This window comes from Longispora fulva (assembly GCF_015751905.1).
Taxonomy (GTDB): Bacteria; Actinomycetota; Actinomycetes; order Mycobacteriales; family Micromonosporaceae; genus Longispora; species Longispora fulva.
Genome location: NZ_JADOUF010000001.1, coordinates 923,117 through 948,239, shown reverse-complemented (window position 1 = coordinate 948,239; position 25,123 = coordinate 923,117). Strand labels below are relative to the sequence as shown.

Below are 25,123 nucleotides of genomic sequence, written 5' to 3'. Positions count from 1 at the left end.
GACACCAATTCACCTTGACGGACGAGTTTCCCGGAATTCCTTTTGTCAACCGGTGGTGGCGAAAGTGGATTCCGGTACCGGTTGACCATTTCTCGGCGTGCGGGTGACCCATCCGAGTACGGGTCCGGTGACCGCCGCCGCGCCGACGAAGACACCGGCGATCACCCACCAGCCCCAGCCGCCGGTCTGGATCGCCAGGAAGGTCAGCGCCGCCGGGCCGACCATGCGGCCGACGCTGCCGACGGTCCTGGCCGCCCCGCTGTACGCGCCCCGCTGGTCGGCCGGCGGGATCTCCGTGGTGAACAGCCACTGCGCGGCCGAAGCCCACAGTTCCGTGGCCGTGGTCAGGACGACCGCGAGGGCCAGGACGGCGACGGTCACCCAGCCGTGGGTCCGGCCGCTGAGCGCGAGCACCGGACACGCGACAGCCGTGGCCAGACCGGCCCAGCGCAGCAACCGGGTGGAGCCGGCGATCGTGTCGGCGGTGCGGGTGGCCGGTACCTGCAGGAGCACCGCCATGACGGTGTTGAGGGCGAACAGGGCGCCCAGCGCCGGCTTGGGAGCGTCGGTGTGCGTGATGGCCCACAACGGCAGGACCTCGGTGAAGATCAGGCCGTGCCACCAGATCACGGCGAAAACCGTGGACAGCGCGAGGTACGGCCGGTCGGTGAGCACGCCGAACGGACGCGCCTCGCGGGTCGCGGCGGGGACGGTGACCCGCGGCATCCGGGACACCACGAGGGCGTTGACCAGCAGCCCCACGGCGTTGATCAGTACCATCGCGACGAGCGCCGCCGTCGAGTCGAACGCCAGGGCGACCGCCCCGAGCCCCGCGCCGACCGTGAACCCGATGTTCAGGTACGCGCGCATGAACGCCATCGACCGCACCCGGCTCTCCTGGGGCAGCGCCGCCGCGACGTACACGTGCCGGCCCGCGCCCGCCAGCAGGTCCGCCACCGAGGCTGCCAGCAGGACCGCGAGGAACGACCAGAAGCCGCGGGCCAGCGGGTAGCAGGCGAAGCAGGCCGCCTCCGCGACGGCCCCGATCACCCACGCCCTCTTGCCGCCGAGCCGGTCAGCCAGGTGCCCGAGCGGCAGGGACCCCACCAGTCCGACGAAACCGACGAGGGAGAATCCGACGCCGATCTGCACCGGCGAGAGTCCCACGACGTGCGTGAAGAACACCACGCTGCCGGTGAGGAAGGTGCCGCTGCCCACGGCGATCAGCGCGGACTGCAACGCCAGCGAGCGTGCCAGTCCGGCGGGAGGCAGGATTCGTGTCACCACAGCGTTCATCCCCGTCATGCCGCTGATCCAACCAGCAGGACGGGGATGGCCGCTGACCCGCTATCTCTGGTACACAGGAGGGCTATTTCGCGTCGAGGACGTCCACGACGAACCGGAGGGTGCCGGTCGGCCGCCCACTGCTCGGGTCGTCCCCGTAGGCCAGGTCGGACGGGATGTCGAGCTGCACCCGGCTGCCGACCTTGACGCCGACCAGGCCCTGGTCCCAGCCCTTGATGACGCCGCCGGCACCCAGCTGGAAGCTGAACGGCTCGTTGCGCTTCCACGAGGCGTCGAACTCCGCGCCGGTCGCGTAGGACACGCCGACGTAGTTCACGCTGATCGACTGGCCGGCCTTCGTCTCCGGCCCCTTACCCGTGATCAGCGGGGTGACGGTCAGCTTGGACACGGTGCCGGTGCCGGCGGTGACCACCGGCTTCGTCTTCAGCGCCGGGTCCAGGCCCCCGGACTGCGCCGGGCTGTCCGAACCGCCCCGGGCCAGCAGGTAGACACCGGCGACCACGACGAGCACGGCCAACGCGCCCAGCGCGACCGCCCGCCACTTGCGGCGGCGCGCGGCGGCCTCCCTGGCCGCGACGGCACGGGCCGCGGCCTCGCGCTTCGCCAACCGTCGGGCGTTCGTCGGGCTCTTGGCCGACTCATTGGTTACCGGGTTGCCCACGTGGCCCTCCTACTGTCGTGTCCCCGGATGCTACGGGCGGCGCCGGGTCACCGCCTCGCCGGGAGGTTCTCCGGCGTCGATCGATGATAGGCCGCCGGCCGGCGCGTCACGAATACGGACATATCAGCTCGGAAGTCAGCGGTTGCCGGAGTAGTTCAGCGGTCCAGCCTCCTCCGCGGCCTTCTTCGCCGCCGCGTCCAGCCAGGTGTCGGCGGTGGTGGACTCGGTCAGGTTGATGTAGATCGCCACCGTCGAGGTCAGGTACCGGTGGTGCTGGTGCGTGTAGCCCGCCTTGCGCGCACTGCCGATGTCCTTGTGGCAGACGTCCGCGCCCGCGCCCGACGCCGGGCACAGGATGCCCCAGTCACCGGTGTGCACGTCCTTGAGACTCGCGTACGCCGACTGCGCGGTCTCGGTGTCCGCCAACGGCACGACCCATACCGCGACCAGGATCTGCTCGGAGTTGTCGACATAGGTCCCGCCCATGACGGCCTGGCAGTGCGCCGCGCTCAGGGCGTCGTTGACGTGACTCTGCTTGTAGTTGGTGTTGCAGCCCTCGGTGCCGCTGCCCTTCCGGTTGTAGACCACGCCCTTGGCGTCGGTGAACGAGTCCGGCAGCAGCGCGGCGGCCGTCAGTGGGGTGTTGTCGGTGGACTGGCCGTCGAGGCTCGCCGGATCAAACGCCTTCTTGGTCGGCGCGGCGGTGGTCCGGACCGGCGCGGGCTCGGTGGTCTCAGCCGCTGGCGGGGTGTAGCGGCTGCCCGTCGACTCCGCGACCGGTTCCCTCGTGCGGGACCCGTCGGTCCCGAACCGGCCGAGGACACCCACGCCGACCATGATCGCGCACACGACCACCAGGCCGAGGGCGCCGGCGACCGCCGCGATGACGATCGTCCTGGTGTTCTGCGGCTTGGCCGGCGGGGGGACGGGCTGCTGCCATCCCTGGTCGGGCTGCGGGCCGGGCTGTTGCCAACCCTCAGCCGGGGGCTGCCATCCCGCGGCCTGCGGCTGGGCGGGCTGTTGCCAGCCCTCAGGCGGCATCTGCCATCCATCGGGCTGCGGCGGACCCTGCTGCCACCCGTCAGGCTGCGGTGGGCCCGACTGCCATCCATCGACCTGCGGCTGGCCTGGTTGCCACCCCTCGGGCTGTTGCTGGCCTGCCTGCCATCCGCCGGCCGGCGGTGGGCCGGGCTGCTGCCAACCGTCCGGCTGTGGCGGGCCGGGCTGCTGCCAACCGCCGGGCTGCGGGGCGCCCTGCTGCCAGGCCTCCGCCTGCGTGGGGCGGGCCGACCCCTCGGCCTGCTGGGGCAGGGCACCGGCGGGCTCCCTGACGTCCTGGGCCGGCGGCCCGGAGAAGGGAAGCGGGATGTCGGCTCGGACGGTCGGCAGGGCCCTCGTCGGAGCCGGACCGGAAGAGGGTGCAGGGGCAACACCGGCGAGGAGCGCGAGCGCCTGCTCGACGCCCGGCCGCTGGCCGGGATCCTTGTGCATCAGCGCGGTGATCAGCGGCGTGAGCGGGCCGGCACGCTCGGGAACGGGCGAGGGGCCGAGCACGATGGCGGTCAGCGTGCCGGTCGGGGTGTCCCGGTGGAACGGGGAGATGTCCTCGGTGGCCTGGTAGAGGGTCACCCCCAGCGAGTACAGGTCACCGGCTCCCGAGGCCGCGCCACCGTTGAACCGCTCCGGCGGCATGTACTCCATGGAGCCGACCAGTCCGCCGAGCGCCGTCAGGCTGGTGTCCGCGGTGCGCACGGCGATGCCGAAGTCGGTGAGCAGCACCCGCCCGTCGGCGGTCAGCATCACGTTGGCGGGCTTCACGTCGCGGTGCACGATCCCCGCGGCGTGCGCGGCGCCGAGGGCCGCGAGCAGGCCGCCGGCGACGTGTCGGGCGACGTCCACGGTCAGGGCCCCGTGGGCCCGCAGGTACTGGGCCAGGGACGACCCCTGGACGAGTTCCATCACGATCCACGGGGCGTCGTCCTCGATGACCACGTCGTGGACGGCGACGATGTTCGGGTGCCCGCGCAGGACGGCGGCGTTGCGGCCCTCGCGTTGGGCGCGGGCGAGGCGCTCGGTGTGCTCTTCGGGTGACGCCGCCGGTGGCAGCCACACCTCCTTGACCGCGACGTCGACCTGCAGGGTCTCGTCCCGGGCCCGCCAGACCCGCCCGAAACCACCGGAGCCGAGCGGGTCGGTCAGCCGGAAGCGACCGCCGACCAACCGCCCCGGTTGGGTCTCCGCCATGCGCCCTCCTCGATATCAGGGTGAACGTCCAGTATGTACTGTCGTACGGGTTCCCTCAGTGCCGGATACCGTCACGGCCGGCCGGGAAACAACGGCGCATCAGCCCGGCGGGTCCTGTTCAGCCCGAGATAAGGCCGCGAGTGGCCCGACCCCGAGTGTGGCCGCACGGGCGATCCACAGCGCAGCGGCCTTGCCTGCTGGCGGCTCGGGGAACGGCGGGGTCGTGATCACGAGCCGATGGTAAACGGCGCGCGCCAGTAGGCGGTGTCAGCCCATCCGGCCCGGGCGCGCGCGAGGACGAGGTCGCGCGTCAGATCGCGGCGAACCGGTTCAGGGCGTAGCGCAGGGAGTCCGGCTCCACGTGGATACCGCCGCCGAACGGATGGTTCAACGCCGACAGGACCGTCAGGACCGAGGACAGCAGCAGGGCGAGCAACCCGATGCTCACCACCCCGGGCACCGACATCCTGGGGATCTGGACCGCCGCGGCGAGGACGACCAGGATGGCCGAGCCGATCAGGCCGAACCACAGGTAGGACGGGATCTCCTGGGAGATCGACAGCACCCGGGCCCGGCGGGCGTCGCCCACGGCCCGCAGGGAGACCAGCGCGTCGCGGGTGAACTCGTTCTCCCGCGCGGTGCCCTTGTCCGCGTCCTGCAGGGTCCTGCGCATCTCGTCGTAGAGTTCCTGGGCCCGGGTGTCGGTGCGACCGTCCGCCATGGCCGGCCACTCCTCGCTGATGACCGTGTCCGTGTACTCCCGGGTCAGCTCCCGCAGGTGCTCACGCGGCCCCTGGGCCAGTGGCCGGGTCGCCCAGTAGAAGTTGGTCAGGCTCGCGGCCTCGGCGTTGACCTGGGTGCCCGCCTGGCTCAGGCTGGCCGACGCCGAGACCAGTGACAGCGCGAGAATGAACGAGAACAGGGTCTTGTTGACGCCTGCGAACTGGTCGATGACTGAGGGCAGTCCGCCGTCCCGCCAACTCTGCGGTACCCATCGGGTCATCGCGGCGAGGGCCAGGATCGCCGCGACGACACAGCCCGCCACCAGTCCCACATTCGCCGCGCTCATAGCGGACATATTATCCGATACCTCCCGCGCGACAGCTGAACCACCATCGCCGACACGGGAAGGGCTCCGCCCCGTGCCATCCTCGGACCCGGCGGTCGGGCGCGACAGCCGCCCCGTGCCACCTGGCATGATCGGCCGATGGTTGATCAACTGAGTGCCGTGGAGCCGGCGTCGTGGGAGGACCGGCCCGATGTCGCCGAGCGGGGCGCGGCGGCGCTCGCCGGAGTCGCCGCCCTGGTGCTGGCCGTGACGCACGGAGCCAAGACCGCGAGACTCTCAGACCTGTATGGCGCGGACACGGTCACCGGCTACTGGCTGGTGCACCTGGGCCCCGCCGTGGTGGCGGTCGCCGGGCTGCTCGCGCTCGCGGTGTCCTGCTGGCGTACGGCGGTGCACCGCGGGTGGCTGGCCCTGGCGTACCTGGCCGGTGCCGTGGCCCTGGTGTCCGGGGTCGTGCTGCCGCCCAGCCCGGAACTGCAGGCCTCGCTGCTCGGCGCGCACGTGGTGGTCGACGGCCGGGGTGCCGAGCAGTGGGCGTTGGCCGGCCAGGCTGCGGCGGGTGCCGCGTTCGCGCTGCTCCTGCTCGCGGTGGCGGTCCGCCGGCTGGTCCGTCCCGGCCGCAGGGCCGCCGTGTACGGGGTGGCGGCGGCCGCCGTGGTCACCTGTGCTGCCACGGCGACGCTGTGGGCGTCCTACCTGTCGTTCGTGACCCCGCCGAGCTGCGGCTGCCCCTGGTAGCCGAGGGGGTGGCCGGTGGTCGCGTCCACGTGGCCGGGTACCGGGCCGCTGTGGTCGCCGACGGTCGACGTACCGGTCAGCTCGAACATCAGGATCGACGCTCCGGACTCCGAGGACGGCTTGTGCTCCACGCCGCGGGGCACCGTGAACACCGAGCCCGCCGGGAGCACGACCGTGCGGTCGCGGAGCGCGATACGCAGTTCGCCGTCGAGTACCAGGAAGAATTCGTCGGTTTCGGCGTGCGAGTGCCAGACGTGCTCGCCGCGCACCTTGGCGATCCGGACCTCGTGGTCATCGACCCGGGTGACGACGCGGGGGCTCCACAGGGTGTCGAAGGAGGCCAGGGCCGCGCTGAGCGCGATCGGTTCGTCAGTCATGCCCCCAGCCTGGGCCCTGTCACCCGACCGGGGTGAGTGCTAGGAATAGCACATGACGCAAGAATCCTCGCACCGGGTGGTCGTGATCGTGGACGAGAACTCCAACCCGTTCGAGCTGGGCTGCGCGACGGAGATCTTCGGGCTGCGCCGGCCGGAGCTCGGTCGCGACCTCTACGACTTCCGGCTCTGCTCGCCGGAGCCGGACATCGTGATGCGGGACGGGTTCTTCACCCTCACCGGCGTCGCCAGCCTGGACGCCGCAGAGGAGGCCGACACGCTGATCGTGCCGAACCGGCCCGACGTCGAGGTCCCCCGCCGCCCCGCCGTGCTCGACGCCGTCCGACGCGCGCACGCGCGGGGCGCGCGCCTGATCGGCTTCTGCAGCGGCGCGTTCACCCTGGCCGAGGCCGGAGTGCTCGACGGCCGCCGGGCCACGGCGCACTGGCAGTGGGCGCCGGCGTTCCGGCGACGGTTCCCGGCCGTGCTGCTGGAGACCGACGTGCTGTTCGTCGACGACGGCGACATCCTCACCGCCGCTGGCAGCGCCGCGGCCCTCGACCTCGGGCTGCACGTGGTGCGCCGCGACCACGGGGCGGAGGTCGCCAACGCCGTCAGCCGGCGGCTGGTCTTCGCCGCGCACCGGGCCGGCGGGCAGCGCCAGTTCGTCGAGCGGCCCGTGCCTGACCTGCCGGACGAGTCCCTCGCGCCGGTGCTCGCCTGGGCCCAGGAGCGGCTCGACACCCCATTGACGGTGCCGGACCTTGCGACCCGCGCGGCGGTCAGTCCGGCGACGCTGCACCGCCGGTTCCGTGCCCAGCTGGGCACGACGCCGCTGGCCTGGCTGACCGGCGAACGCCTCACCCTGGCCTGCCGGCTGATCGAGCGCGGCGAGTCCAGCCTGGAACTCGTCGCCCGGCGCACCGGGCTGGGCACGGCCACGAATCTGCGGGCGCTGATGCGGCGGGAGATCGGGCTGACGCCGTCGGCCTACCGGCGGCGCTTCGGCCCAGCCGCCGGGGGTCGTTAGACCCGGACCTCGACGGGTACGCGTCGCCACAGGTCTCTTGGCCCGTCGGACATTACCGAAGGCTTACGCCGGGCGCCCATCGCTTGTCCGCCCGCCCCTGGCTAGCTATAACTTTCGTTATAACGCTCGTTATAGCTCAAGGGAGAACCTCGTGCGATCCACACCGACCCCCGGCGGCGCTCGTCGTCTGGGGCTGCTCGCCGCAGCGGCTGTGCTCCTGGGCATGGCCGTGGCGGCCCCCGCGGCCTCGGCGCCCACCCGCGCCGAACCCGCCACCGCGCCCGCCGCGATCACCACCCCGGTCGTACCGAAACTGGACTGCTCGGCGCTGCCCGGCCTGGATCTGACCGCCGTCCCCGACGCGCCCAGCCGAATCGTCTCGGCGGCCACCGTCACGGTCGGCACCGCGGCGTTCTGCGACATCAAGGGGTACATCAGCCCGCAGACCCAGTTCGAACTCAAGCTTCCCGTCGCCACCTGGCGCGGCCAGTACGTGCAACTGGGCTGCGGCGGCCTCTGCGGGGACGTGCCCGCCATCGCGCCCGGGGTGTCCACGGGCTGCGCCCCGGTGAACAACGGCGAACTCGCGATCGGTGCCGACAACCAGGGCCACCTCGGCGCGAACCGCTTCGACGGCCTGTGGGCGAAGGACGACCCGCAGCTGCGGGCTGTGTTCGGCGTGACCTCCGAGCACAGCATGGCCCAGCTCGCCAAGGCCGTGATCGGCCGGTACTACGGCCAGGCCCCGACGTACGCGTACTACGACGGCTGCTCGGGCGGCGGGCGCGAGGGCCTGATCGAGGCGCAGCGGTACCCGGACGACTTCGACGGCATCCTGTCGGGGGCCCCGGCGTTCGACGCCACCGACTTCGCCGCCTTCGAGGCCTGGATCCACCGGTCGAACACCGACGGGTCCGGCCGGCAGATCCTGGGCCGCCCCAAGCTGCCCGCGCTGCACACCGCCGTCCTGACCGCGTGCGCCGGCCCCGACGGCCTCATCGACCACCCGCGGACGTGCGCGTTCGAACCCGCCACCCTCCAGTGCCCGGCCGACACGGACACCGCCGGCTGCCTGACCGCCGACCAGGTCACCGTCGTCCGGAAGTTCTACACAGGACCCGTCGACGCCCGGGGCCGCAACCTCTACCCGGGCGGCCTGGCGTACGGCTCCGAGCTGGCCTGGGCCGGCTGGGACATCGCCGCCACCGACGACCCGGCGGCGGCCCTGACCACGAACGCCGCCCAGTTCGGGCTCAACTTCCTGAAGTACCTCGCCTACGAGAAGAACCCGCCCGCCTCCTACACCCTGCGGGACTTCGAGTTCACCGACTCCTCCTACGCCCGACTCCAGGGCCTCGCGGGCACCTACAACGCGACCAACCCCGACCTGGCGGCCTTCCGCAAGCACGGTGGCAAGATCATCCTGTACCACGGCTGGGCCGACCAGGCCATCTCCCCGTTCGGCACCGTGGCCTACTACGGCGACGTCGTCACGAAGGCCGGCGGGTACTCCGCGGCCCAGTCGTTCTCGCGGCTGTACATGATGCCGGGTCAGTACCACTGCCTGGGGATCGGCGGCGGGGACCCGTTGGCGACGGCCGACCTGCTGACGCCGCTGATGTCGTGGGTGCAGGAGGGGCAGGCTCCCGGGGCCGCCACGCTGACGTCGGTGCACCCCGCCGCCGGGCAGCCGGCCACGATCGTGGTGCAGCCGATGAACCCGCTGACAGTGGTGGCGCCGACCGGGGGGCGCGGGTACAACACCGGGTACCGGTGGATCGGCCGGTTCCACTGACCTTCGGGGTTCCGTCGACCTTCGGGTGCTGACCGGCGGGGTGGCTTCAGGGCCGCCCCGCCGGTGCGGGTTTCAGCCTGCCTCAACCCAAAAACCTCTGACGGGAACGTCGCTGGGCGCGCTCGCGCCCGGCCACTGCGTGGCGGTGCCAGCCGCCGGAGAACGGGAAACGCGTGCGCCCATCCCCGCCCGTCAGTCTCCGACCGCCTCGAACGGCTCATCGTGCCAGCGCCAGCCGGCGGTGCCGTCGTCATAGACGCGCAACAGAAACTCGGCCACGGGGCCGCCGCCCGGGAAGGTCATGGTCAGGACGCCGCGAATCCGGTCGTAGAGCACATCGGCCCGGTCGTAGTCCTCACTGTCGAAGGCCTGTTCCTGCTCGACGAACAGGGACCGGACCTCCTCGAACGCCGGCAGGCACTCGACGTCGGCCTGAACCCAGGGGAAGTCGGCCCCGGTCACCGTCAGCCGGGCGACCTGCCGGTCACCATGGTGGAGCCCCCACACCGCACCGGTACGCGTCATCGTCACCGGCCCATGATGCCAACCACCTGTGACAGGAACGAACACCGCCTCGTCGCCGCCAGCCATGTGGCGCCATCGGCCCGTGCCCGCGCGGACGCGCGGAAACATCTTCAGGAGTTCCTCATCCCGGCCAGGCGAGGTCCAGGTGGAGCCAGCGGGCCAGGTCCTCGATCTCCTCGTCCACGGCCGCCGACACGTCCTTGTCGAACGCCTCGTCCTGGTGGACCGCGTCGACCCGGAGCACACCGGACCTGCGGTCGGCCGTGGCGTCGAGCTTGCCGACCAGGCGGTCGCCGGACAGGATCGGCAGCGCGTAATACCCCCACCGGCGCTGGGCCACCGGCTTGTACATCTCCAGTTGGTAGTCGAACTCGAACAGCTCCACCATGCGCTTGCGGTCGTAGACGAGGCGGTCGTGCGGGGACAACAACGCGGCCCGCCCGGTGAACGGCTGCCCGAGCTGGGCCGGATCCACCCGCCACACGCCCTTGACGCCCTCGATCACCGCCGGCTCTCCGACCTCGCCGACATCCCCCGGCTCGACCGGGGTCTCCGCCGCCCGGGCGCGCGCGATCCCCAGCGACCGCAACCGCCGCTCGGCGCGCACCCGCAGCGCCTCGCCGGTCGGGACCGCCGGGTCGTCCGGGTAGACCCTCGAGGCCAGGTCCCACAGCCGGTCGCGGCCCCGCCGGCCGGCGACGGCGACCTCGCCGCGCAGGACCATCAGGTCCAGCAGCTGTCCGACGTTGCGGTTGTTGTTCCAGCCGCTCGACTTCCACGGGACGGCGCAGGTGTCCGGGATCTCCCCCGAGACCAGCGGCCCGGACGCGTCGAGCCGCGCCAGGATGTCGCGCCGGCACGCGTCGTTGGCGAGCACCCAGTCGCGCTGGCTTTCCCGCCACGCGACCAGCTCGCCGGGCCCCGGCCATTCCGCCATCTCCGCCCGGTACAACGCCACGTCCTCGGCCGGACGGATCATCCCGCGCAGCTCCAGCAGGGTGCGGTCCTTCAGCGCGGCGCGCAGCTCGGCCGGCGCGTCGGGTCCGAGGCGGCTCCAGGCCACGAGGTCGGCACTCGGCGCGACGGCCTCGACCAGGTCGATCTGCAGCAGGGTGAGGTGCCTGACCATGTCCGGCAGCTCGGTGGGATCCAGGGCACCGGTCGGGCGTGGGCCGTCGAGGAGTTGGGCGCGCACGGCGATCCGGCGCGCGTCGACCCGGGAGAGCTGGTGAACGGCCACGTCCCGACCCTAGGCGACGGGTACGACAGTCGCGTGCCGAACGGTACCCGTCAGCCCTGGACCAGCCGTGCCGCGACGGTCGGGACGAAGCGCAGCATGCCCTGTCGGGCGGTGTCGAGGTCGCGGGCCTGGTAGGAGAAGCTGGTCACGACGGTGGTGACCGGGGACAGGTTCCGGGCCAGGTAGACCTCGCAGCGGGGAGTGGGCTCCCAGTCGGGCTGCTCGGCGACGGTCATGCAGAAGCCGTACCGGTCGTTGACGCCGGTCAGCTCCGGCAGCGGGAGCTCGGCGACGAACTCAGCGGACAGATAATCCGTCTTCCAGTGCGCGCAGCCCGTCGGCACCGCTGCACGCAGCTCGCCGATCAGCGTGCCGGCGTTCATCGGAGCCTCGCCGGACGTCTTCGTGTAGACGACCGTCTCGGTTTCGGCGGCTCGGCGCAGGTCCTTGTCGAGCCACGAGCGGCCGTAGCCACCGGTGATCCACGGCGTGGAGCTGATCTCCGGCGCGCAGTAGGCGAGGAGACGTAGCGGCTTCCACGGGCGCTCGGCGGCATTCTCGGCCGTGATACCGAGGGCGGTCAGTCCGTCCCTGGGCGTCGAGACACGCTTCCCCAGGGCGAACTGGGCCTCCACGGCCAGCGGAGTAGCCGGGGAGGCGCTGGCACCCCCCGACCCGGCCGTAGGCCCGCAACCGGCGGCGGTGAACAGAAGGACAATGAGGACGACAGTGCCGCATCCGCGCCGGTACATCATGAATAGTCCTTTTTTCTGAGCAGGCTGCGATGGTCGGCAGTGATCACACCATGAACAGAGATAGTCGTGCACACCTGTTGCGGTGATGGCGATCTCGAACTCTAGCGAGGTCGACAGCTAGGCAATCGGCTCGGCGATCGAATTCAAGTATCCGTCCGCGTACATGATTGATTCGGCGACGTGTTTGATGTTCACAGCATCGATGCCCTCAACCACATCACGCAGGGAGATGTTGTAGAACGTGCATAGACTGGCAGCAATCCGCAGTATGCTGCGCTCTTCAATTCCCGCCTCCAACTCCCCGCGATCCAGTGCGTCGACTGCGGCCTTCCAACGGATACCAGCCGCCACGGGTGGATCTTCGTACGTCACGACGAAGCGCAGGAACTCCCGGTCTCGTAGCCAATACCCGTGGCGCGCCAGCAACCGCGTCGCGGCCTCCTGAAGGTAGATGCCCCCCGCGCCTTTCATCAGGAGTTCGACCAGATCTTCATAATGCGGAAACACATCGGACACTGGCCACGACCTTCGACGAAAGGCAAAAATTCTATTTCGACAGGCGCTTTCCGACTCGCTCACAAACTTACCGCGCGCTCCATGCGTCTCTACGACGCGGGCCTCCACGGCCGGCGGGGCGGCATCCTCGGCCGCGGCCCGGCTGCGGGCATACGCCCACTCTGGACACCGCCCCCGGGGGCCACGGTCGCCGCAGCCGGAGCCGGCAGGGACGAGGGCGACGGTCAGGGGTATTCGTACGTCCATCGGTCCGCATGCGAAGAGCACTCCGCCGGCCCGCACCCTTACCGGGGTTCGTACCCCAGGTTCGGCCGCAGCCACCGTTCCACCTCGGTCAGGTCCTGGCCCCGCCGCTCCGCGTAGTCCTCGGCCTGGTCGCGTCCGATCCGCCCCACGGTGAAGTACTTCGCGTCCGGGTGCGCGAACAGCAGCCCGCTCACGCTCGCCGCCGGGGTCATCGCGAACGTCTCCGTCAATCCCATCCCCAACTCCCCCGCCCCGAGCAGCGCGAACAGGTCCCCCTTCTGGCTGTGGTCCGGGCTCGCCGGGTACCCCAGCGCGGGCCGGATGCCCCGGAACCGTTCGGCGTGCAGGTCCTCCAGGAGGGGTTGCGCGTCGGGCTCGTACCAGTCGCGCCGGGCCTTCAGGTGGATGTGTTCGGCGAAAGCCTCGGCGAGCCGGTCGGCCAAGGCCTTGACCATGATGGCCCGGTAGTCGTCGTTGTCGGCCTCGTAGCGGGCGGCGAGCTGTTCGGCGCCGTGGATGGCGACGGCGAAGCCGCCGAGGTGGTCGCCGGCCGGGGCGAGGTAGTCGGCGAGGCTGCGGTTGGGGCGGCCGGCCGGTTTGGCGGTCTGCTGGCGCAGCATCGCGAAGCGCGGCCCGCCGTCGAGGACCAGGTCGTCGCCGTCGGCGTGTGCCGGCCAGTACCCGTATGCGCCCTTCGCGGTGAAGGATCCCTCGGCGATGATCTGGTCGAGGAGGGTGTTGGCCTCGTCGAAGAGTTCCCGGGCCTCGGGCCGCTCCAGGATCGCCGGGTACTTCCCCTTGAGCTCCCACGCCAGGAACAGGAACGTCCAGTCGATCATCGCCCGCAGCTCGGCCAGGTCCGGTTCGACCACGCGCACCCCGGTGAACACCGGCACCGGCAGGTCGTCGAAGGAGACGATCTCCCGGTTCGCCCGGGCGCGGGCGAGGTCCAGCAGCGGGGTCTGGGAGCGGTTGGCGTGCTGTTCGCGCAGGCGTTCCTGGTCCGCGCGGTTGTCGGCGTCGAGTTCCGCGGCGCGGTCAGGGTTCATCAGGTCGGAGACGACGCCGACGACCCGGGAGGCGTCCAGGACGTGCACGGTGCTGCCGTCGTAGGCGGGTGCGATCCGTACGGCCGTGTGCTGCTTGGACGTGGTGGCCCCGCCGACGAGGAGCGGGAGTTTCAAGCCCCGGCGCTGCATCTCGGCGGCGACGGTGACCATCTCGTCCAGGGACGGGGTGATCAGGCCGGACAGGCCGATCGCGTCGGCGCCCTCGGTGACGGCGGTGTCGAGGATGACGGACGCCGGGACCATGACGCCGAGGTCGATGACCTCGTAGTTGTTGCAGCCGAGGACGACGCCGACGATGTTCTTGCCGATGTCGTGCACGTCGCCCTTCACGGTGGCCATCACGACCTTGCCCTGGCCGCGGGCGGTGTCGGCGCGGCCGGCGAGCCGGTCTGCCTCCCGTTCGGCGTCCATGAACGGCTCCAGGTAGGCGACGGAGCGTTTCATCACCCGGGCGCTCTTGACGACCTGGGGCAGGAACATTTTGCCGGCGCCGAACAGGTCGCCGACGATCTTCATGCCGTCCATCAGCGGGCCCTCGATCACGTCGAGGGGCCGGGTGGCCGCCTGCCGGGCCTCCTCGGTGTCCTCCTCGATGAAGTCGACGACGCCGTGCACGAGGGCGTGCGACAGGCGCTGGGCGACCGGGGCCTCACGCCAGGACAGATCCACCACCCGACGGGTACCGGAGCCCTTCACGTTCTCCGCGAACGCGACAAGCCGGTCGGTGGCGTCCTCGCGCCGGTCGAACAGCACGTCCTCGACGAGTTCGAGCAGGTCGGCGGGGATGTTCTCGTACACGGCGAGCTGGCCGGCGTTGACGATGCCCATGTCCAGGCCGAGCTGGACGGCGTGGAACAGGAACGCCGAGTGCATGGCCTCGCGGACCACGTCGTTGCCCCGGAAGGAGAACGACAGGTTGGAGATGCCGCCGCTGATGTGCGCGCCGGGGCAGCGTTCCTTGATCAGGGGCAGGGCGTCGAGGAAGTTCTTCGCGTACCCGTTGTGCTCGCTGATCCCGGTGGCCACGGCCAGCACGTTCGGGTCGAAGATGATGTCGTCGGCCGGGAAGCCGATCCCGGTGAGCAGGTCGTACGCGCGGGCGCAGATGGCGACCTTGCGCTCGGTGGTGTCGGCCTGGCCCTGTTCGTCGAAGGCCATCACGACCACGCCGGCCCCGTAGGACAGGATGGTGCGGGCCTGGGCCAGGAACGGCTCCTCGCCCTCCTTGAGGCTGATCGAGTTGACCACGCCCTTGCCCTGCACGCACTTCAGCCCGGTTTCCAGCACGCTCCACCGCGAGCTGTCGATCATGACCGGGATCCGGGCCACCTCGGGCTCGGTGGCGATCAGGTTCAGGAACGTGGTCATGGCCCGCTCGCTGTCGAGCAGGTCGGCGTCCATGTTCACGTCGAGCAGGTTGGCCCCGCCCCGGACCTGCTCGAGGGCCACGTCCACGGCCTTCTGGTGGTCACCGGACTCGATCAGCCGGCGGAACTTCGCCGAGCCGGTCACGTTCGTCCGCTCGCCGATCATGACGAAGCCGGTGTCCGGGCCGATCGAGAACGGCTCCAGCCCGCTGAACCTGGTCCCCGGGGCCAGCTCCGGCACCTCCCGAGTCGGCTGGCCGGCCGCGGCGGCCGCGATCAGCGCGATGTGCGCCGGACTGGTGCCGCAGCACCCGCCGACCACGTTCACCAGGCCCGAGGAGATGAACTCGGCGAGCAGTCCGGACGTCTCCTCCGGGGTCTCGTCGTAGCCGCCGAACGCGTTGGGCAGGCCGGCGTTGGGGTGGCAGGCGACGTACGTGCCGGCCAGCCGCGACAACTCGGCCACGTGCGGGCGCAGCTGCTCGGCGCCCATCGAGCAGTTCACCCCGACGATCAGCGGCTTGGCCTGCTCGATCGAGGCCCAGAACGCCTCCACGGTCTGCCCGGACAGCGTCCGGCCGCTCAGGTCGACGATCGCCACCGAGATCCACAGCGGCAGATCCGGCGCGACGTCGCGGGCGGCGGCGATCGCGGCCTTGGCGTTGAGGGTGTCGAAGATGGTCTCGATCAGCAGCAGGTCCACCCCGCCGTCGGCCAGGGCCCGGATCTGCTCGACGTACGCGGCGTGGACCTCGTCGAAGGTGACCGCCCGGTACGCGGGGTCCTCCACCCGGGGCGACAGCGACAGGGTGACGTTCAGCGGACCGATCGAACCGGCGACGAACTTCCCGCCCACCTCGTCGGCCGCCTGCCGGGCCAGCTGGGCCCCGCGCAGGTTCATGTCCCGGACCAGGTGCTGGAGCCCGTAGTCGGCCTGCCCGATGCTGGTGGCCGTGAACGTGTTCGTGGTCGTGATGTCCGCACCCGCCGCCAGGTACCGCCGGTGCACGTCGAGGATGACGTCCGGCCGGGTCAGGTTCAGCAGGTCCGGGTCGCCGGTCACGTCGTGGGTGTGGTCCGGGAGCAGGTCGCCCCGGTAGTCGGCCGGGGTCAGCCCGGCGCCCTGCAACATCGTGCCCCAGGCGCCGTCGAGCACGGCCACCCGGCCGTCGAGCAGCTCCCGCAGCGCGTTGTGGCTGGTCACGGTCCTGTCCATCGGTGCACCTCCCTGTCGGGAGGCGCCCTTGCGGAGTGGAACCGGCCGAGCGTGGCGGACTCTCGTCCGTCGCAGCGCCCCTCGACCTGGCACCTGACGTTACCCGCCGCGCGCGGCCCCCGCCAACCGAACCCGTGCGATCCCGCCATGTGGTCCGCCGACCGCGCCGGACTCAGGCGGTCGAACGGTGTCGTCACGCCAGGAGTCGGGTGACGGTGCCCTTCGCCGCGTCGATGGCGGCGGCGCGCACCGTGGCGTTCGGCTGCGCAGGGGCGTCCGATTCGAGGAAGAAGTGCATGTCGACGACGAGATTCCCGGCCTGCGCGGACACCCTGTAGGTGAGGGTTTTGTTCTTCACCGTCGTCACGAGGTACGCGACTCCGGGGAAGTCCTCCAGGGTCTCCGCCGTCTCGCCCTTCTCGCCGGACTCCAGGAACGTGCCGCGCACGTTGAACCTGGCCAGGCGGGCGGACGTCTTGTCGGAGATGTCGATCCACATGGACAGCCGTTCGGGCTCGCCCTGGGCGTACCTCAGAGTGCAGGAGGCGAAGCCGTCCTCGTAATTGCTGGCGTCGGGCTCGATTTTCGGGTACATCGCGACGAGTCGGACAATGTCAAACTTCCCGCACATGCCCTTCTGCACAGTCAGGGTCGGCGCGCCAGCGTCCCGGCTGTCGTCCAGCGCGAAGGTGGCGGCGGCCGGGGTCGTACCCGGCTGGGCGTTCTTGTCCGTGGTCTTCGACGGACCACCGGAGCAGCCGGTCAGCGCCAGCGCGGCCACCAGGGCAGGCACAATCATACGACGCAAAGTGACTCCCCGTGACCATTGTCGATGTTCGGTGCGGCTACAGGGTAGCCATCCGGGAGGTCCGTTCACCGGGGCGGGGTCGTCACACTTCTGCTCAGGGCGATGGCGAGGCGGCGGCGCCAGGGGGGCGGCGTCGCCGCCGCAGCCTGCGCCGCCGAGCTGGGGCTGCGGCCCACGGTCGCCGAGCTGTCCACCGTGGAACGGGCCTTGCTGTGCGCCGCCGGGGACGCGGTAGTCGGCACGATGGGCCGGTGGGCGGACCGCTGGGGCCTGGCGGCGCGCCTGGCCGGCGCCGGGCGTGGGCGGGGCGTTCGGCGCCCGCCACGGCCTCGATGTGCCGCTCGTGTTCGGAAACCTGGACCGTGGCCAGCCCGCGACCGTACCGGCTACCCGGAGGAGGCGTCGCGCCTGCTCCGGCAGGGGCACACTTCGGCGCCCTGCCGCTGGTCGGCCCTTGGTGCGCCCGGCGCGCGGGCCCGGTCAGAGCGCCGGGGGGACCACCGCTCCCCGGCTGCGCGCCTGGGCCTCGACGGCCGCGAGGTCGATCCGCTCGTTCCTGCTCAGCGAGGCCCTCGCGGCACCCTGGACATCGCCGTCAGTCACTCTCCGTGCGCGCCGGCGGTCGAGGACAACCGCGAACACCGCTATCGCCACAGCGGGCACTCCCAGCCATATCATCCACATTCCTCGAAGTTACCCGGCAGAAGCCCGATCGACATCCCCGAGGACGACGCCCGGGCGGGGCTCTGAGGCTCCGTCCGGCCGGCCTGCGACGTCACCGACGGCACCGTGAACGTGCGTGCGCCGGACCAGCGGGTGCGGGTGGCGCTCCTGCTGGCCTACCGGACAGGTCCTGTTGTCCGGGCCGCGCAGGGTGACCGTCAGGTCCTCGGCGCAGGTGTGCTGGATCGTGATCGACAGGGTCACCACGGGCCACCGCCGCTGCGTCGGGGACCGCCAGCAGCAGGGCCAGGGCGGGGACCGCGGCGGCCACCCGCGACGGAAACCGGGCTGGACATGATCAACTACCCTTGATCAACTATCCCTCGCACGACAGGAGACCCAGTGGTGGACAACAGGCGCGCCTTTCTGACCGGCGCGGTCGGGGTCGGCGCCGGCGCGGTGGTCGGCGGGTTGGCGCAGGCCCCCGCGTACGCGGCGGTGGTCTCCGGGGCCGATCCGGGCAGCGTGAACGTCCTGGACCACAATGCCGACCCGACCGGCGTCCGGCCCAGCGACGACGCGTTCCGGGCCGCCGCGGCGGAGCTGCTGGCCTCGTTCCAGGCGACGTCGTACTCCAGCCAGATCCCCAGGAAGGTGCTGGTCATCCCGCCCGGCAACTACCTGATCACCCAGCCGGACTGCCTGCTGCCCAATGTCGACGGAGGCGAGAGGAACGCGCGGGGCGACCTGAACGGGGTCGTGGACGGGATCAGCATCACCGGCTACGGCAAGCGGGTGTCGACGATCACCTACGCGCCCACCGCCGACGACACGACGCTGTGGACGAACAAGCGGCGGTACAAGAACATCCGGATCTCGGGGTTGAGCTTCCACAGCACCAACCCGACGTCGAGCTTCAACTACTCCTACTCCGACGCGGCCGGCCTGGGCGTGCAGGACACCTGGTACACCGACGTGGAGTGGCGCGGCGACTGGACCCGGGGCATCGGCCTGGACGGCTCCTCGGTCTCCAACCTCAACAGCGAGATGGGCTGGGACCACTGCCAGGTGTCCGGCACCTACTCCGACGCGTTCCTGGTGATGGGGATGACCCCGATAGTGAGCCAGCAGGACCAGTTCCTCAACTACTGGTTCCGGGAGTGCAAGGTCGAGTTCCAGTCCGGGGTGTTCGTCCGCAACAACCGGGGCGGTTCGATGAACTTCATCGGCGGTTCCTACATCCTGATCGACGAGCACAAGGCCGGCACGTTCTTCAAGCTGGAACGCGCCGTGCCCAGCCGGGCCGACTCGGTGATGCGGCTGTACGCCCAGGGCGTGCGGTTCGAGCTGCGCTGCGACCTGCACAAGGTGATCGACTCGGCCTGGTACAAGGGGCACATCACCTTCGAGTCCTGCGACGACACGGCCCGGGCGTTCCAGGGGTTCGCCGCCGGGACACTCACGCACGCATACGACTTCACCCTCAACGGGTCGCGAGGGCCGATGGTGCGCTACGTCGACTGCGCGCTGATGGGCAGGCACGAGGTCACGACGTCGGCCACCCCGACGACGGCCGGCAAGGTGCTCTACGACGGCTCGCGGTTCGCCAACCGGTCCACGGGGATCCTGAGCTGGACGGGAGCGACGCCGCGTTACGAGTACCGGGACTGTCTGGCCGGGGCCGTCTACCTGGCCGACGAGAAGAGGCCGTGACCGGAGCCGGCCCGGTGAGCGGGGGCTCACCGGGCCGGTGGTTCTTCTAGAAGCCGTAGATCTGGTAGCTGAACGTGGTGCTGCCGGTCGCGCCGCCGCTGTTGGTCGCGGTGACCTTCACGGTGTACGTGCCCGCCGTCGTCGGCCGGCCGCTCACCGCCCCGGAGGAGCTGATCGACAGGCCCGGCGGCAGTCCGGTCGCCGAGTAGGTCAGGGTGCCCCCGGTGCTGGACGTGGCCCTGATCTGCAACGGGAACGCCTGGAAGCCCACGAACCCGGTCTGCTGACCCGGGTTGGTGACGGTCACCGTGCCGCCCGGCTGCCCGGTCGGGCTCGACGTCGGGCCGGCGGTCGGGCTGGTGCTCGGGGACGCGGTCGGGGAAGCGGTCGGGCTGGTCGACGGCGAGGCCGTCGGGGTGGAGCCGGAGCACGTCGGGTCACCGGACTGGGCCGGCACGCTCACCGCGTCCCACGCCGCCTTGGCCTTGGCGAAGTACCCGCACGTCGAGTCGATGTCCTTGGCGGCCTTCAGGGTCAGGGTGCGGTACTGCTTGTAGCTGACGTTGGACGGCTTGGCCAGCATCGCGTTGTAGAAGACCTGGCCGGCCTGCCGGATGCCGATCCCGGTGAGGGTGCCGCCGTTGTTGCAGGTCGGGCTGGTCGGCTTGCCGTTGCCCGGGTTGGTGCCCTCGGCAAGCAGGTAGAACCAGTGGTTCATCGGGCCGGCGGCGGCGTGCACCTCGGTGTTCGGGATCGACGAGGAGTAGCAGTTGGGGTGATTGCCGACCTTCGACGGGTCGGCCATGTTGCGGATCGGGCCGTTGCCGGTCAGGTTGATCATCTCGCCGACGAGGTAGTCGGGCGCGTCGTACTGCGCGGACTGGTTGGCGTACGCCTCGGTCAGCGCGCCGAAGATGTCCCCGGTCGCCTCGCCCAGCCCGGCCTCGCCGGCCGTGCCGCCACCGGTGAACTGGTCGATCGCGTGCCCGTTCTCGTGCCCGACGACGTCCATCGACGAGATCCAGTCATTGTTGTTGTTGTGGCCGATCTCGATGTGGTCGCCGGTCCAGTAGGCGTTGACGTCGCCCAGGCCGACCCGCACCTCGAAGCCGTTGCCCCGGCCGTCGATCCCGCTGCGGCCGAGCCAGTTCTTCAGCATGTCCCACTCGTGCTGCACGTCGTAGAGCACGTCCACGCAGCCGGTCTCCCGGTCACCGCCGGAACCGTTGCCCCAGGTGTCGTCCGAACCGGAGAACACCTGCTTGGTGCCGATGTCCGTGCACTTCACCCCGGGCCGGTTCGGGTCGGCCGTCGTGTACGTGCTCCCCGAGTGCGTGGTGTCGATGGCCAGCGGGTTCGGGCCGTTCCACTTGCCGGTGCCCTCGCCGGCCTTCACCTCGTCGTCGGCGCGCAGCACGGCGCCGGTGGCCGCGTCGACGAAGACGTGCAGCCTGCTCGGGGCGTGTTCGGTCAGACCGACCACGATGGTCTCCCAGGCCAGTTTGGGCTCGCCCCAGGCCAGGACGACGAGCCGCTGGCCGGTCACGGCGTCCACGTGCGGGAGCTGGGCCCGCGACGTCGCGGTCGCCTGGCCCGCCGCGACGGCCGGGGTGGTGGCGACTGTGATCGCCCTGGTCTGCGCGGCCGTGGTGGACCGGACGTTGCCGTGCGCGTCGGTGACGACCGTGAAGTCGCCGCCGACGACCGCCAGGCCCTGGTACCGCCGGTCGTAGGTCACGTACTGCAGGCCCTGCGGGGTGCTCACGACGCCCCGGGACGTGTAGCTCTCCCCCGGCGCGCCGTGCACGGCGGCCGGGTCGGCGGCGATCACCCGTTCGGCGCCGGCGACGGCGGCCGACGGGTCGGGGGCGGCGACGTCGGCCACCAGCGCGGACGGCTGGGCCGACGGCGCGCCGGAGGCGGTCACCGCCGAGGCGATCGCGACGGCCACGGCGGCGCCGACAGCGACCCCCGCCGCTAACACACGCGTGTTCTTCATGGATTCCTGCCTTGTCTGAGGGGACGCGGACCGAGACATCGATCCGCGTCTCCGGACTGTAGGAGCGGTCCGGGGCCTCTTCAGCCCTCGCGGGTGCAGAACGAGGGTCCGGCTGGGGTCGCGCCGCTCGGGGCTGAGGGGGTCGACGAGGGCTTCCTCACCCGGCGGACATCCACTGTCACGTCCCGTGGCCGGTCGCTGGACCGGGACTGTAATGGCGGTGTTAGGGGACCGTCAGCGCGGCACCGGATGCTGGTGCGGACCTGATGACCGGCGCCCACCGCGCCGACTTCCTCAAGGAGCACCATGATCGGCTTCAAGAAGCTCGCCGCCGTCGCCACGCTGGGCACCAGCATGGCCCTCGTCGCGTTCTCCGGCCCGGCCAACGCCGACGGCGGGGTGCACGCCACCAACTACGTCGCGACGTTCTCCAACGGGACCACGCAGTTCAAGGTCCGGCTGGTGGACGCCGACGACGTCGCCGCGGCGTACAAGAACCTGAACACGCCGGCCGGCCAGTCGCGCACGATCATCAACGGCAAGATCGTCCGCAACGGCGGCGTGGACTTCTACAACTCCCCATACACCTGGCACCTGGACCCGAACGACCTCGCCTTCGTGGACATGGCCACGGAGGTGTGCGACGCCGACCCGCGCGATGTCGAGAACGGCACGATCACCAGCGACCGGTACTGCCCCTGGCACCAGAAGGTCATCAAGATCGAGCAGGTCGCGATCTAGCCTGCTCGGTGGTGGGCGGTGCCGGTGACTCAGCGCCCTCCGCCGAGCTGGGTCCGCAGGCTCTCGGCGACCGGGGCCGGCAGGGTGGGCGCGCGCAGAGCTGCCGCCGCGTACCCCCTGGCCGGGCCCGGTCTGCCGAGGGCCTGTTCGGCGACCGCCAGGTTCGCCAGCGCGAGCGCCCGGTCCGCGTCGGTCCGGCACCGCGGGCTCAGCACGACCGCGGCCACCGCCGACCGGCGGGCCGCGCGGTAGTCGCCCAGATCGATGGCGGCGGCGGCCAGGTTGGCCAGCGCCGAGCGTTCGATGTCGGGGTCCGCCAGGCGCCGGCCCAGGGCGCGCAGCCGGTGGAAGCAGTCGGAGGCCTCGTCGATCCGGCCCTGCGCGGCCAGCGCGAGGCCGCGTTCCCGGAGCGCGCCGGGGGTGGGCGGCGGAAGGTCGCCGGGCGCGGGCAGCGGCTGGCCATGTTCCTGTCGCGCGCCGGAGGCTGGCCGCGGGTGGCCGTGCTCCCTGGACGTGCCGGGGAGATGACCGACCGTGTCCAGGATGGGCAGCGGCTCGGCGCGCAGGATCGCCGTGTGCAGCGAGGTCAGTGCCGGCCCCGGGTCGACGCCGAGCGCGTCGGCGAGCGCGGCGCGGGTCCGCTCGTATCGGCCGAGCGCGTCGGCCTGCCGGCCGGTGGCGTACAGCGCCGCGACCAGCGGCGCGATCAGGGTCTCCCGCAGCGGGTGCGCGTCGGCGGGCGTGGACAGTTCCGCGATCGCCTCGCCGGGTCGCCCGAGCCGGACGAGCGCCCCGGCGAGCAGTTCCGTGGCCTCCAGACGGGCGTCCTCCCACTGGGCGGCGCACCCGGCGAGCTGGTCCGGCGCCCCCTGCAGGGCCGGTCCCCGCCACATCCGCAGCGCGGCGCGCAGGGTCGCGGTCGCCGACTCGTCGGGGGCGGACCTGGCGGTGTCGAGGGCGGTGCGGAATCGGAAGGCGTCGACCTCCTCGGGCGGCGCGTGCAGCCGGTACCCGGATGGTTGGGTTTCCAGGCGGTCGCCGAGGGTGCCGCGCAGTGCGGAGAGGTGGCCGTGCAGCACGGTCCTGGCGTGCTGGGGCGGGCCGTCGGCCCAGAGCAGGTCGATCAGCCGGTCCACGGGCACGGACCGGTTCTCGGCGAGCAGTAACGTGACGAGTACCACGGTGCGTTGGCCCCGGCCGAGGGGCACGACGACGCCGTCGCGGACCAGTTCCACCCGGCCGAGCAGCCGAAACTCCATCAGGGACCTCCCTCGTCGACCGCGAAGTATCCCCGCGTGACGGGTCCCCGGCGAGGCGGTTCCAGTCAGATTCCAGTGCGGCCCGGCCATGATCGTGCCGACAGCGAGGTCGATGGAAGAGGTTCCCTGGTGTGGATCGTGTGGGCGGTACTGTTCGCGTTGTTCGGTGGACCGGTGGCGCCGGACGCCCCGCCCGGCTGCCCGCCGGACCGGGTGGTCATCACCGGGCCCGGCAGCATCGCGATCGACTGCAAGCCCTGAGTTTTTCGGGTACCGCGCCGGCCGGCGCGGTACCCGCGGTCACCGGGCGCGCCGGCCGGACATCGTGGCCACCCGCCCTGGCAGTGCCACCTTCCGGTCGAGTTCGTGCAGTCCCTCCGCGATCGGCCGCCCCCGGAACGCCTCCAGGTCGGCCCGCAACCCGTCGAGGGCCGCGGCCAGGTCCGGGTCGGCGTCCTTGCGGCGGGACAGGTTCGCCGCCAGTTTGTCGATCCGCTTGATCACCTCTTCGGGTACCGCCGTGCCGCCGTCGGCCGACAGCGCCGGCCGCAGGTCGCGCAGGATCTCCACGCACTGGTTGCGCAGTTCCGGGTCCCCGGCGAGCAGCTGCGCCATGGCCGGGGTGTGCTGGGCCAGTTGACTGACGTAGCGTCGCCCGACGACCGACCCGGCGAGGGTGTGGTCGCGCAGGTGCCGCAGTGCCGTCATGTCCAGCTCGACGGCGGAGTCCGCGGCGAGCGAGTCGGCCAGGCAGAGCACCTGCGTGCTGAACTGCAGCAGCGCCGAGCACCCCTCCTTGATCACCTGGGCGGCCTCCGCCGCCGCCGGTTGGAACTCCCGGGCGGTCTCGATGGTCAGCGCGTACACCTTGGTCTTGCCGGTGTCCACCAGGTGCCGGGCGTAGACGTAGTCGTCGGAGGTACCGGAGGTCGGGTACAACCCGACGGAGTGCTCGACCAGGTAGTTGCGCCCGCGCACGGCGGCGATGGCGTCGCGGACCGCGTTGCCGGCGTTGAAGAACCAGGTGTTGTCGTCGGGCTGCATGTACTCCGCGTACACCGTGTCGCCCGGGTTGCCGCGCAGCCCGTTGTAGGCGGGGTTGGCGAAGTTCTGCCCCGGGTCGCTCGTCTGGGTGCTGTCGTCCCCCCACGGCAGCAGGACCAGTTCCGAGTACGAGTGCACGTCGATGAAGCCCCGGATGTTCGGGAACGAGTCGAGCATCCACCGCACGTTGCGGGTCTCCGGCTCGGAGAACGCCGACGGGCCCCTGAACACGTCGCTGCACGCGTCGGTGGAGGTGCCGATCCCGCTGGAGAACAGGAAGTCGTAGTTGCGGTTGACGTCCACGCCCATGCACGACGCCCCCGGGTTGACCCGGCGGTTCTTCCGCCACATCGCGTACCCGGCCGGGGACTGGACCCACGTCCGGCCGTCCGGGTTGACCAGGGGCAGCAGGTACACGTCCATCGCGTCCATGATCAGTTTCACGGTCGAGGCCTGGTACGTCCGCCCGCCCAGCACGATGTCCGTGCCCTGGGTGTAGGACTGGCACATCTGGAACCCCAGCGACACCAGCATGTCCGGATTGACCAGCTCACGGGCGTGCACGCCGCCGATGTAGAGCACGCCGCGCCGGTTGGCCCCGCCACCCTTCCCGATCTTCACGGCCCGGATGGTGCGACCCTCCACGCTGTGCTCGGGCATGGTGATCAGCTGGCACAACGTCGGGTAGCCACTCGCCAGATACCGCAGGGCACCCTCGATGCCCGCCGTCGTCAGGTACGCCATC

The 25,123-nt window shown here is 71.2% G+C and carries 22 protein-coding genes and 1 riboswitch; of the genes, 6 read left to right on the top strand and 16 right to left on the bottom strand.

Annotated elements, in window-relative coordinates:
* Nucleotides 1–45: 45 nt before the first annotated feature.
* The 4 genes from IW245_RS04165 to IW245_RS04150 all read right to left on the bottom strand — a co-directional run bounded on the left by IW245_RS04165 (nt 46) and on the right by IW245_RS04150 (nt 5,279).
* Nucleotides 46–1,287 carry an MFS transporter gene (locus IW245_RS04165; protein WP_197001875.1) on the bottom strand — a complete coding sequence of 414 codons (1,242 nt, stop codon included), beginning with the start codon at nt 1,285–1,287 and terminating at the stop codon, nt 46–48.
* 82 nt (nt 1,288–1,369) lie between these two features.
* Nucleotides 1,370–1,966 carry an FKBP-type peptidyl-prolyl cis-trans isomerase gene (locus IW245_RS04160; protein ID WP_197001874.1) on the bottom strand — a complete coding sequence of 199 codons (597 nt, stop codon included), beginning with the start codon at nt 1,964–1,966 and terminating at the stop codon, nt 1,370–1,372.
* 135 nt (nt 1,967–2,101) lie between these two features.
* Nucleotides 2,102–4,210 (bottom strand): serine/threonine-protein kinase, encoded by a 2,109-nt coding sequence (locus tag IW245_RS04155; RefSeq protein WP_197001873.1) that lies wholly within the window; start codon nt 4,208–4,210, stop codon nt 2,102–2,104.
* Between the two features lie 310 nt (nt 4,211–4,520).
* Entirely contained in the window at nt 4,521–5,279 is a 759-nt protein-coding gene (locus IW245_RS04150) for a bestrophin-like domain (RefSeq protein WP_197001872.1), read from the bottom strand.
* 138 nt (nt 5,280–5,417) lie between these two features.
* Here IW245_RS04150 and IW245_RS04145 point away from each other — a divergent pair, with 138 nt between their 5' ends.
* Nucleotides 5,418–6,017: a hypothetical protein gene (locus tag IW245_RS04145; RefSeq protein ID WP_197001871.1), complete on the top strand. Its 600-nt coding sequence runs from the start codon at nt 5,418–5,420 to the stop codon at nt 6,015–6,017.
* Here the strand turns inward: IW245_RS04145 and IW245_RS04140 are convergent.
* Complete coding sequence (locus IW245_RS04140) at nt 5,972–6,394, bottom strand: cupin domain-containing protein (RefSeq protein WP_197001870.1); 423 nt, start codon at nt 6,392–6,394, stop codon at nt 5,972–5,974. The genes IW245_RS04145 and IW245_RS04140 overlap by 46 nt on opposite strands.
* Before the next feature lie 52 nt (nt 6,395–6,446).
* Between IW245_RS04140 and IW245_RS04135 the strand changes: the two genes are divergently transcribed.
* A complete protein-coding gene (locus tag IW245_RS04135; protein ID WP_197001869.1) occupies nt 6,447–7,421 on the top strand; it encodes a GlxA family transcriptional regulator in 975 nt (324 codons plus the stop codon).
* A gap of 151 nt (nt 7,422–7,572) precedes the next feature.
* Nucleotides 7,573–9,216 carry a tannase/feruloyl esterase family alpha/beta hydrolase gene (locus tag IW245_RS04130; protein ID WP_197001868.1) on the top strand — a complete coding sequence of 548 codons (1,644 nt, stop codon included), beginning with the start codon at nt 7,573–7,575 and terminating at the stop codon, nt 9,214–9,216.
* A gap of 192 nt (nt 9,217–9,408) precedes the next feature.
* Here the strand turns inward: IW245_RS04130 and IW245_RS04125 are convergent, their stop codons facing one another.
* From IW245_RS04125 to IW245_RS04090, 8 genes are all read right to left on the bottom strand, one after another.
* The gene (locus IW245_RS04125) at nt 9,409–9,747 is read right to left on the bottom strand and encodes a hypothetical protein (protein ID WP_197001867.1); all 339 of its coding nucleotides are present in this window, start codon (nt 9,745–9,747) and stop codon (nt 9,409–9,411) included.
* Nucleotides 9,748–9,862: 115 nt separating this feature from the next.
* Entirely contained in the window at nt 9,863–10,981 is a 1,119-nt protein-coding gene (locus tag IW245_RS04120) for a DNA glycosylase AlkZ-like family protein (protein WP_197001866.1), read from the bottom strand.
* A gap of 50 nt (nt 10,982–11,031) precedes the next feature.
* Nucleotides 11,032–11,736 (bottom strand): hypothetical protein, encoded by a 705-nt coding sequence (locus tag IW245_RS04115; protein ID WP_197001865.1) that lies wholly within the window; start codon nt 11,734–11,736, stop codon nt 11,032–11,034.
* Between the two features lie 117 nt (nt 11,737–11,853).
* Entirely contained in the window at nt 11,854–12,252 is a 399-nt protein-coding gene (locus IW245_RS04110; RefSeq protein WP_197001864.1) for a hypothetical protein, read from the bottom strand.
* A 284-nt stretch (nt 12,253–12,536) separates the two neighbouring features.
* The gene (metH, locus tag IW245_RS04105; protein WP_197001863.1) at nt 12,537–16,151 is read right to left on the bottom strand and encodes a methionine synthase; all 3,615 of its coding nucleotides are present in this window, start codon (nt 16,149–16,151) and stop codon (nt 12,537–12,539) included.
* 13 nt (nt 16,152–16,164) lie between these two features.
* Nucleotides 16,165–16,240, bottom strand: a riboswitch (S-adenosyl-L-homocysteine riboswitch).
* Between the two features lie 104 nt (nt 16,241–16,344).
* Nucleotides 16,345–16,950, bottom strand: a complete 606-nt coding sequence (locus tag IW245_RS04100) for a hypothetical protein (protein WP_197001862.1) — start codon at nt 16,948–16,950, stop codon at nt 16,345–16,347.
* A 74-nt stretch (nt 16,951–17,024) separates the two neighbouring features.
* Nucleotides 17,025–17,201, bottom strand: coding sequence for a hypothetical protein (locus IW245_RS04095; protein WP_197001861.1), 177 nt, complete (start codon nt 17,199–17,201; stop codon nt 17,025–17,027).
* 238 nt (nt 17,202–17,439) lie between these two features.
* Nucleotides 17,440–17,643, bottom strand: coding sequence for a hypothetical protein (locus tag IW245_RS04090; RefSeq protein ID WP_197001860.1), 204 nt, complete (start codon nt 17,641–17,643; stop codon nt 17,440–17,442).
* A gap of 381 nt (nt 17,644–18,024) precedes the next feature.
* Here IW245_RS04090 and IW245_RS04085 point away from each other — a divergent pair, with 381 nt between their 5' ends.
* The gene (locus IW245_RS04085) at nt 18,025–19,335 is read left to right on the top strand and encodes a hypothetical protein (RefSeq protein ID WP_197001859.1); all 1,311 of its coding nucleotides are present in this window, start codon (nt 18,025–18,027) and stop codon (nt 19,333–19,335) included.
* A 46-nt stretch (nt 19,336–19,381) separates the two neighbouring features.
* On the opposite strand, the gene IW245_RS04080 is transcribed toward IW245_RS04085, so the two are convergent.
* Nucleotides 19,382–21,334, bottom strand: coding sequence for a M4 family metallopeptidase (locus IW245_RS04080; RefSeq protein WP_197001858.1), 1,953 nt, complete (start codon nt 21,332–21,334; stop codon nt 19,382–19,384).
* 306 nt (nt 21,335–21,640) lie between these two features.
* Between IW245_RS04080 and IW245_RS04075 the strand changes: the two genes are divergently transcribed.
* Nucleotides 21,641–22,075, top strand: coding sequence for a BP74-related protein (locus IW245_RS04075; RefSeq protein ID WP_197001857.1), 435 nt, complete (start codon nt 21,641–21,643; stop codon nt 22,073–22,075).
* A gap of 29 nt (nt 22,076–22,104) precedes the next feature.
* Here IW245_RS04075 and IW245_RS04070 read toward each other — a convergent pair whose 3' ends face one another.
* Entirely contained in the window at nt 22,105–23,334 is a 1,230-nt protein-coding gene (locus IW245_RS04070; protein ID WP_197001856.1) for an AfsR/SARP family transcriptional regulator, read from the bottom strand.
* Between the two features lie 129 nt (nt 23,335–23,463).
* Here IW245_RS04070 and IW245_RS41450 point away from each other — a divergent pair, with 129 nt between their 5' ends.
* A complete protein-coding gene (locus IW245_RS41450) occupies nt 23,464–23,595 on the top strand; it encodes a hypothetical protein (protein WP_267920112.1) in 132 nt (43 codons plus the stop codon).
* Between the two features lie 39 nt (nt 23,596–23,634).
* Here IW245_RS41450 and IW245_RS04065 read toward each other — a convergent pair whose 3' ends face one another.
* Nucleotides 23,635–25,122 (bottom strand): M14 family zinc carboxypeptidase, encoded by a 1,488-nt coding sequence (locus IW245_RS04065; RefSeq protein ID WP_197001855.1) that lies wholly within the window; start codon nt 25,120–25,122, stop codon nt 23,635–23,637.
* Nucleotide 25,123 lies beyond the last annotated feature (1 nt).

Excerpts from the sequence above, each read along its gene's own strand:
- IW245_RS04065 (WP_197001855.1), bottom strand. The coding sequence starts at position 25,122 with ATGGCGTACCTGACGACGGCGGGCATCGAGGGTGCCCTGCGGTATCTG.
- IW245_RS04155 (WP_197001873.1), bottom strand. The coding sequence starts at position 4,210 with ATGGCGGAGACCCAACCGGGGCGGTTGGTCGGCGGTCGCTTCCGGCTG.
- IW245_RS04115 (WP_197001865.1), bottom strand. The coding sequence starts at position 11,736 with ATGATGTACCGGCGCGGATGCGGCACTGTCGTCCTCATTGTCCTTCTG.
- IW245_RS04090 (WP_197001860.1), bottom strand. The coding sequence starts at position 17,643 with ATGTGGATGATATGGCTGGGAGTGCCCGCTGTGGCGATAGCGGTGTTC.
- IW245_RS04070 (WP_197001856.1), bottom strand. The coding sequence starts at position 23,334 with ATGGAGTTTCGGCTGCTCGGCCGGGTGGAACTGGTCCGCGACGGCGTC.
- IW245_RS04145 (WP_197001871.1), top strand. The coding sequence starts at position 5,418 with ATGGTTGATCAACTGAGTGCCGTGGAGCCGGCGTCGTGGGAGGACCGG.
- IW245_RS04075 (WP_197001857.1), top strand. The coding sequence starts at position 21,641 with ATGATCGGCTTCAAGAAGCTCGCCGCCGTCGCCACGCTGGGCACCAGC.
- IW245_RS04135 (WP_197001869.1), top strand. The coding sequence starts at position 6,447 with ATGACGCAAGAATCCTCGCACCGGGTGGTCGTGATCGTGGACGAGAAC.
- IW245_RS04080 (WP_197001858.1), bottom strand. The coding sequence starts at position 21,334 with ATGAAGAACACGCGTGTGTTAGCGGCGGGGGTCGCTGTCGGCGCCGCC.
- metH (WP_197001863.1), bottom strand. The coding sequence starts at position 16,151 with ATGGACAGGACCGTGACCAGCCACAACGCGCTGCGGGAGCTGCTCGAC.
- IW245_RS04140 (WP_197001870.1), bottom strand. The coding sequence starts at position 6,394 with ATGACTGACGAACCGATCGCGCTCAGCGCGGCCCTGGCCTCCTTCGAC.
- IW245_RS04100 (WP_197001862.1), bottom strand. The coding sequence starts at position 16,950 with ATGATTGTGCCTGCCCTGGTGGCCGCGCTGGCGCTGACCGGCTGCTCC.
- IW245_RS04150 (WP_197001872.1), bottom strand. The coding sequence starts at position 5,279 with ATGAGCGCGGCGAATGTGGGACTGGTGGCGGGCTGTGTCGTCGCGGCG.